A 6,660-nucleotide genomic window follows, 5' to 3' on the forward strand; every position below is an offset into this window, starting at 1 on the left:
GTTGAAGTTCATGAAGGTATTGCGGCCAACGCTGATGTTGTAGCCGTAGTCACAATAGAACGGCGGGCGGATCACCGTGCCTTCGCCAACCTGGCCAAAGTGCTCCAGCAATAGCCCATGGCGTGCGTCGTTGAGCAGTTCCACGCTGCTGTTGTAGCGGTGCATCCAATGTTTGTTGGCGATCTGCTCGGCCTGCAGCTCAGGGCAACCAGCATGGTAGAGCTGGCCTGTAAGCATCTTCTGTTTTTCGCTGAGTGACATGGAATCTCCTTCCCGGGGCTATGCTCTGTTCGCGAATCCGCCGATGATCGGACCACATTTTCTGCTTTGATGCACAAGGAGTCTGCATGAAACGCAGCCTGACCCTGTTGGCCGTGGTGGTTGCCGTGGCCGTCGGCGCCGGATACTGGTACGTGCAGGGCAAACTGCCGCAACGCGCGGGCGAGGTGGCCATCGCCGGCCTGCAAGCACCGGTCAGCGTGCGCTACGACGCCCGCGGCGTGCCGCACCTGCAGGCGCAGAGCGAGCCGGACCTGTACCGCGCCCTCGGCTACGTGCATGCCCAGGACCGATTATTCCAGATGGAGATCCTGCGCCGCCTGGCCCGCGGCGAGCTGGCCGAGGTGCTGGGCGACAAACTGCTGCCCACCGACACCCTGTTTCGCAGCCTGCGCATTCGCGACCAGGCAGCACTGATGGCCCAGCGTCATGACCAGCAGTCACCCGCCTGGCAGGCCCTGCAAGCCTATCTCGATGGGGTCAACAGCTGGCAGGCCAGTCACCCCAAGCCGATGGAATTCGACCTGCTCGGCATCACACCGCGACCCTTCACCGCCGAAGACACCCTGAGCATCGCCGGCTACCTCGCCTACAGTTTTGCCGCCGCCTTCCGCACCGAGCCCGCACTGACCTACATCCGCGACCAGCTGGGCCCCGACTACCTGAAGATCTTCGACCTCGGCTGGCAAGCCGACGGTGCGCTGGCCAGGCCGTTGGCCGCCGCCGACTGGCAGAGCCTGGAGGCACTTGCCCGCCTTGGCAACGATGCGCTGGCCGACGCCGGCATCGCGCAGTTCGAAGGCAGCAATGCCTGGGCCATCGCTGGCAGCCGCACCCGCAGTGGCAAGCCGCTACTGGCCGGCGACCCGCACATCGGCTTCGCCGTACCGGCGGTGTGGTACGAAGCCGAGCTGTCGGCGCCCGGTTTCAACCTTTACGGCTACTTCCAGGCGCTCAACCCGTTCGCCCTGCTCGGACACAACCGCGATTTCGGCTGGAGCCTGACCATGTTCCAGAATGACGATGTCGACCTGATCGCGGAAAAGACCAACCCCGCCAACCCCGATCAGGTGATGATCGATGGCCAGTGGCAAACCCTGGAAAAGACCGAGCAGACGATTGTCGTCAAAGGCGAACAGCCGGTCACCCTCAACCTGCGCCGTTCGCCCCATGGCCCGATCGTCAACGACGTGCTCGGTGCTACCGCCGGGCCCACGCCCATCGCCATGTGGTGGGCCTTCCTGGAAACCGAAAACCCGATCCTCGAGGGTTTCTATCAGCTCAACCGGGCCGACACGCTGGCCAGGATGCGCGCAGCTGCGGCCAAGGTGCATGCGCCTGGGCTGAATTTCGTGTGGGCCAATGCCCGGGGTGATATCGGCTGGTGGGCTGCCGCGCAGCTGCCGATCCGCCCTGAAGGCGTGGACCCGGCGTTCATCCTCGACGGTGCCAGTACGCAGGCCAGCAAGCTGGGCTTCTACCCCTTCAGCGCCAACCCGCAGCAGGAAAACCCCGCAAGCGGCTATATCGTCTCGGCCAACTACCAGCCGCCGTCGGCGGTACCGATACCGGGCTACTACAACCTGCCCGACCGTGGTCGCCAGCTCGACCGCCACCTGGCCAACCCCGAGCTGAAATGGGACCTGCAGAACAGTCAGGCATTGCAGCTGGACACCGCCAGCGATCACGGCCCGCGCACCCTTGCACCGCTGCTGGCGACACTGCGCACGGTGGCCGAAGGCGACGAGGAAAAGGAGCTGGTCGAGCAGCTGGCCGCCTGGCGCGGTGACTATCCACTGGACTCGACCAGTGCCACGCTGTTCAACCAGTTTCTCTTTGAGCTGAGCTACGCGGCCCTGCATGACGAACTCGGTGACACCTGGTTCCCGGTGCTCATCAGCACCCGCGCCATCGACGCTGCACTGCCGCGCCTGGCGGCGGACGCCAATTCGCCCTGGTGGAACACCCGTGGCGGCAACCTGCGCACCGACCGTACCACCATCGTGCGCATCGCCTGGCAGAAAAGCCTCAAACATCTGCGCGACAACTTGGGCAGCGACCCGGCCAGCTGGCAATGGGGCAAGGCCCATACACTCACCCACAACCATCCGCTGGGGGTGAAAAAGCCGCTGAACCTGCTGTTCAACGTCGGGCCCTTCGCTGCGCCAGGCACCCATGAAGTGCCGAACAACCTCTCGGCGAAGATCGGCCCGGCGCCATGGCCAGTGACATATGGGCCGTCGACGCGGCGGCTGATCGATTTTGCCGATGCCGGGCAGGCCCTGACCAGCAACCCGATCGGGCAAAGCGGCGTACCGTTCGACCGGCACTATGCGGACCAGGCCAAGGGGTACATCGAAGGGCAGTACCAGAAAGCGCAGCTGGGGGTGATCCCCGCGCAGAGCACCCTCAGGCTTGTGCCTGACATATGAACAAACACTGCCTTTAGCCGCACTCGGCTCACTCTCGCTACCCTGAAGTACCTCCATCGCCGGCAAGCCAGCTCCCACATTTATCGGCGCATGCCAAACCCTGTGGGAGCGGGCGTGCCCGCGAAGCTGTCGACGCGGTGGATGGCACTGGCTACGCCGGTGTTCGCGGGCACGCCCGCTCCCACAGGTGACTGCGCCCAGAAATGAAAACGCCGACACAAAGGTATCGGCGTTGGGTCATGCCGGTATTGCAAGCGGATCAGAACGCTGGCAGCACGGCACCTTGGTACTTCTTGGCAATGAATGCCTTCACTTCCGGGCTGGTCAGGGCCTTGGCCAGTTTCTGGATGGCTTCGCTGTCCTTGTTGTCCGGGCGGGCGACGAGGAAGTTCACGTACGGCGAGTCGCTGCCTTCGATTACCAGCGCATCCTTGGCCGGGTTCAGGCCAGCTTCCAGTGCGTAATTGGTGTTGATCATGTCCAGGTCGACCTGGTCCAGCACACGCGGCAGCATGGCGGACTCAAGCTCGCGGAACTTCAGCTTCTTCGGGTTCTCGGCGATGTCCTTGGGGGTGGCCAGGGCATTCTTCGGGTCTTTCAGGGTGATCAGGCCAGCCTTCTGCAGCAGGATCAACGCACGGCCGCTGTTGCTGCCCTCGTTAGGGATGGCGACGGTCGCGCCCTCTTTCAGCTCGCTCAGGCTTTTGACCTTTTTCGAGTAACCACCGAACGGCTCGACGTGCACGCCGACCACGGTTTCCAGGTGGGTGCCCTTACCTTCGTTGAAGCTTTGCAGGTACGGCAGGGTCTGGAAGTAGTTGGCGTCCAGGCGCTTCTGGTCAACCTGTACGTTGGGCTGCACATAATCGGTGAAGACCTTGATCTGCAGGTCGATACCTTCTTTGGCCAGGGTCGGCTTGATCAGCTCGAGGATCTCGGCGTGCGGTACCGGGGTAGCGGCAACCACCAGCTTCTCGGCAGCAGCAGCCAGGCCGGAGAACGACAGGGCAGCGGCCAGGGCGGTGGTCAGCAGGGTCTTCTTCATGGTGGTCCTTGTTCTGGATCTGGGCCATCGAGGATGGCGAATCGGGTGCCCAGCCGCATCAGCAGTGGGCTTGAGTCGGACAATACCGAGATTTTTTATTCCGCAACAATATCTTTTATTTAGCTGCTTATTCCAAAAACAAATTGCCACCAGCCTGTTTGCTTATGAGCCATGTCTAGCGCGCGATATTGGGCAGGTCGAGGTCTTCCGGCAAGATCTGTTCGCTGTCATTCACCAGCAAGGCAAAGTGGATGACGTTCTCCAGTTCGCGGGTGTTGCCAGGCCACGCGTGCGCTTCCAGTACCTGCTGCGCGGCCTCGCTCACCAACGGCACAGGCCGCTGCAGGCGCACGCTGTAGATGCCCACGAAGTACTCGGCCAACGGCAGAATATCGCCCGGCCGCTCACGCAGCGGCGGCAGTGCCAGCGCGCCCTCGCGCAGGTATTGGTAAAGGCGCTCGTTGAAGCGACCCGCGCGCACCACCCGCGCCAGGTCGATGCTGGTGGCGGCCACCAGGCGCACATCCACTGGCTGTGGCTGCTGCGCACCGACGCGGGTGACTTCGCGGTTTTCCAGGGCGGCCAGCAGCTTGGCCTGGATGGCCAGCGGCAAGTCGGCGATCTCGTCCAGGTACAGTGTTCCGCCGTTGGCCGAGCCAAACCAGCCGGCGCGGCTACTGGCCGTGCCGCCGTGGCTGCCGGCGCTGTAGCCGAACAACTCGGCATCGGCGTAAGTGGGGCTGATGGCCGCGCAGTTGACCGAGACGAACAATCCGCCGCGGTCACTGGCCCGGTGGATGTGCCGGGCCAGCAGCTCCTTGCCGGTGCCGGTTTCGCCACCGATCAGCACCGGCAAGGGCTGCGGCGCCAGGCGCTCGAGGTCCTGGCGCAGCTGTTGCGATCGAGGGTCGATGAACACCAGGGCCTTGGCGCGAATGCTCAGTGGGCTCTTGTCCAGCTCGGGGAAGGTCAGCAACGGCTGGCCAAAGGTGTTTTGCAAAGTCATGACAAACTCCCGCCCCAGGCATGCATTAGCCGGGCGTCAGGCAAACGGAAAACAGCAAGGGCGATCAGGCGCGGCGCAGGGCCCGCTGCTCAACCCGGCTCTGCAAGCGATACAGGTAGGCGAAGCCTTGCTCCCAGCGCTCATGGCCGGACTTGACGTTGATATGGCCAGCGTTGCTCAGCAGCCCCGCTTCAGCACCCCACACCTGCGCCAGGTACAGTGCCCGCGGCACGCTCACGGCCGGGTCGTTATCCGAGCTGACCACCTGGCTGGGGAACGGCAGCGCCTCGCTCGGGATTGGCGCGAAGTTGCGCAGGGCTGGCGCGCAGGTCGACCGCTCGACGTCCGCCGGGGCCACCAGCAGCGCGCCACGCACCCGACGCAGCAGGGCCGGGCTGGCCTGGGCGGCCCAATGGGCGACGGTGATGCAGCCCAGGCTGTGGGCAATCAGGATCACCGGCGAGTGCTCGGCAGCAATCGCCTGCTCCAGCGCCTGCACCCAGTCCTGCCGCTGCGGGGTCAGCCAGTCGAGCTGCTCGACCCGCGCGCTGTTGGGCAGGTTGCGCTGCCAGTGACTTTGCCAATGGTTGTCTGGCGATCCTTGCCAGCCCGGCACAATCAGGTAACGAATCGACTCATTGCGCATGGGGACGCCTCCGGTAACTTTGCGTGCTTGGAGACAAGTATAGGGATCGATCTATACCAGTAAAGGAATAAGAAGCTATTTGTTAATAACCTAAATGTTAACCTTGAGAAATTGTCGCCTGTGAGACCGAGCGCCGCCCATGCGGCGCATCGCGGATAAATCCGCTCCTACATTTGTTGCAACGTGGCCAAGCCTGTGAGGCCATGGTTGTCAGCCGGTTTGGACGACTCAAGTCATGCGCCAAGGCTGGCAACCATGGCGTTACAGGTTCGGCACGTTGCAACAAATGTAGGAGCGGATTTATCCGCGATGCGCCGCGCGGGCGGCGCTCGATCTCACAGGCGCTGAACCTGTCACGGCAAAAAAAAGGGCCAACCCCCTGCCAGGAGATATGGCCCATAAGCACTTGCCTGAAGAAGATTGATCGGGTTCAGCGCGCGGTAATCACCGCCAGTTTGCTGATCCCCGCCCGTTCGATGGCCGCCATGGCCCGCGCCACTTCGCCGTAGTTCACGCCGTCATCGGCCTGCAGCTGCACGCGCACATCCGCGTCCTTGGCCTTGGCTACCTTGAGGCGGGTTTCCAGCAGGTCGGGCTGAATCTGGTCTTTGTTGATGAACAGCTTGCCTTCGCCATCGATGCTGACCACCAATGGGTCCTTCTGCTCCACCGGGGCCACGGCCTCGGTCTTGGGCAGGTTGATGGGAATGGCGTTGGTCAGCAGCGGCGCGGTGACAATGAACACCACCAGCAGCACCAGCATTACGTCCACCAATGGCGTTACGTTGATTTCACTGAGGACTTCGTCGCTGTCCTGGGTCGAAAACGCCATGTCAGGACGCCTCCTTCACCGGCTGGGTGAACCCGGCCTGGGGCTTGTGCACAGCGGGGTGCACCAGCACGCGGAAGGCACTCTTCTGCGCCAGGCTGTAGAAGTCGTGGGCAAAGTCATCCAGGTCGGCGGCGGTCAGCTTGAGGCGGCGCAGGAAGTAGTTGTAGACCAGCACCGCGGGCACGGCGACAGCGATACCCACACCAGTGGCCACCAGCGCCGCGCCGATTGGCCCGGCCACGGTTTCCAGGCTGGCGGAGCCTGCCGCGCTGATACCCTCTAGCGCCTCCATGATGCCCCAAACGGTGCCGAACAGGCCGATGAAAGGTGAAGTGCTGCCGATACTGGCAACCACTGCCAGGCCGGTTTCCAGCGAGCGGCGCTCACGCACGATCTGCTGCCGCAGGGCGCGCTCCAGGC

The 6,660-nt window shown here is 63.4% G+C and carries 7 protein-coding genes; 1 reads left to right on the forward strand and 6 read right to left on the reverse strand.

Annotation, left to right across the window (positions count from 1 at the left end):
* The coding region (locus tag HP546_RS23695) for a maltose acetyltransferase domain-containing protein (RefSeq protein WP_306125572.1) at positions 1-261 on the reverse strand (261 nt) is incomplete at its 3' end.
* Positions 262-347: 86 nt separating this feature from the next.
* On the opposite strand from HP546_RS23695, the gene HP546_RS23700 reads away from it, so the two are divergent.
* Positions 348-2,711, forward strand: coding sequence for a penicillin acylase family protein (locus HP546_RS23700; protein ID WP_172230253.1), 2,364 nt, complete (start codon positions 348-350; stop codon positions 2,709-2,711).
* 259 nt (positions 2,712-2,970) lie between these two features.
* Here HP546_RS23700 and HP546_RS23705 read toward each other — a convergent pair whose 3' ends face one another.
* The 5 genes from HP546_RS23705 to HP546_RS23725 all read right to left on the reverse strand — a co-directional run.
* Entirely contained in the window at positions 2,971-3,756 is a 786-nt protein-coding gene (locus HP546_RS23705) for a MetQ/NlpA family ABC transporter substrate-binding protein (protein ID WP_172230256.1), read from the reverse strand.
* A 175-nt stretch (positions 3,757-3,931) separates the two neighbouring features.
* Positions 3,932-4,762: a sigma 54-interacting transcriptional regulator gene (locus HP546_RS23710; RefSeq protein ID WP_172230259.1), complete on the reverse strand. Its 831-nt coding sequence runs from the start codon at positions 4,760-4,762 to the stop codon at positions 3,932-3,934.
* A gap of 64 nt (positions 4,763-4,826) precedes the next feature.
* Positions 4,827-5,408, reverse strand: coding sequence for an alpha/beta hydrolase (locus tag HP546_RS23715; RefSeq protein WP_172230262.1), 582 nt, complete (start codon positions 5,406-5,408; stop codon positions 4,827-4,829).
* Between the two features lie 430 nt (positions 5,409-5,838).
* Positions 5,839-6,240 (reverse strand): biopolymer transporter ExbD, encoded by a 402-nt coding sequence (locus HP546_RS23720; protein ID WP_172230265.1) that lies wholly within the window; start codon positions 6,238-6,240, stop codon positions 5,839-5,841.
* A gap of 1 nt (position 6,241) precedes the next feature.
* The coding region (locus HP546_RS23725) for a MotA/TolQ/ExbB proton channel family protein (protein WP_172230268.1) at positions 6,242-6,660 on the reverse strand (419 nt) is incomplete at its 5' end.

This window comes from Pseudomonas sp. CM25, from assembly GCF_013179705.1.
In the GTDB taxonomy this organism is placed as follows: domain Bacteria; phylum Pseudomonadota; class Gammaproteobacteria; order Pseudomonadales; family Pseudomonadaceae; genus Aquipseudomonas.

Bases quoted from the DNA above. Each gene is read 5' to 3' on its own strand.
- HP546_RS23700 (WP_172230253.1), top strand. From the start codon at position 348: ATGAAACGCAGCCTGACCCTGTTGGCCGTGGTGGTTGCCGTGGCCGTC.
- HP546_RS23705 (WP_172230256.1), bottom strand. From the start codon at position 3,756: ATGAAGAAGACCCTGCTGACCACCGCCCTGGCCGCTGCCCTGTCGTTC.
- HP546_RS23710 (WP_172230259.1), bottom strand. From the start codon at position 4,762: ATGACTTTGCAAAACACCTTTGGCCAGCCGTTGCTGACCTTCCCCGAG.
- HP546_RS23715 (WP_172230262.1), bottom strand. From the start codon at position 5,408: ATGCGCAATGAGTCGATTCGTTACCTGATTGTGCCGGGCTGGCAAGGA.
- HP546_RS23720 (WP_172230265.1), bottom strand. From the start codon at position 6,240: ATGGCGTTTTCGACCCAGGACAGCGACGAAGTCCTCAGTGAAATCAAC.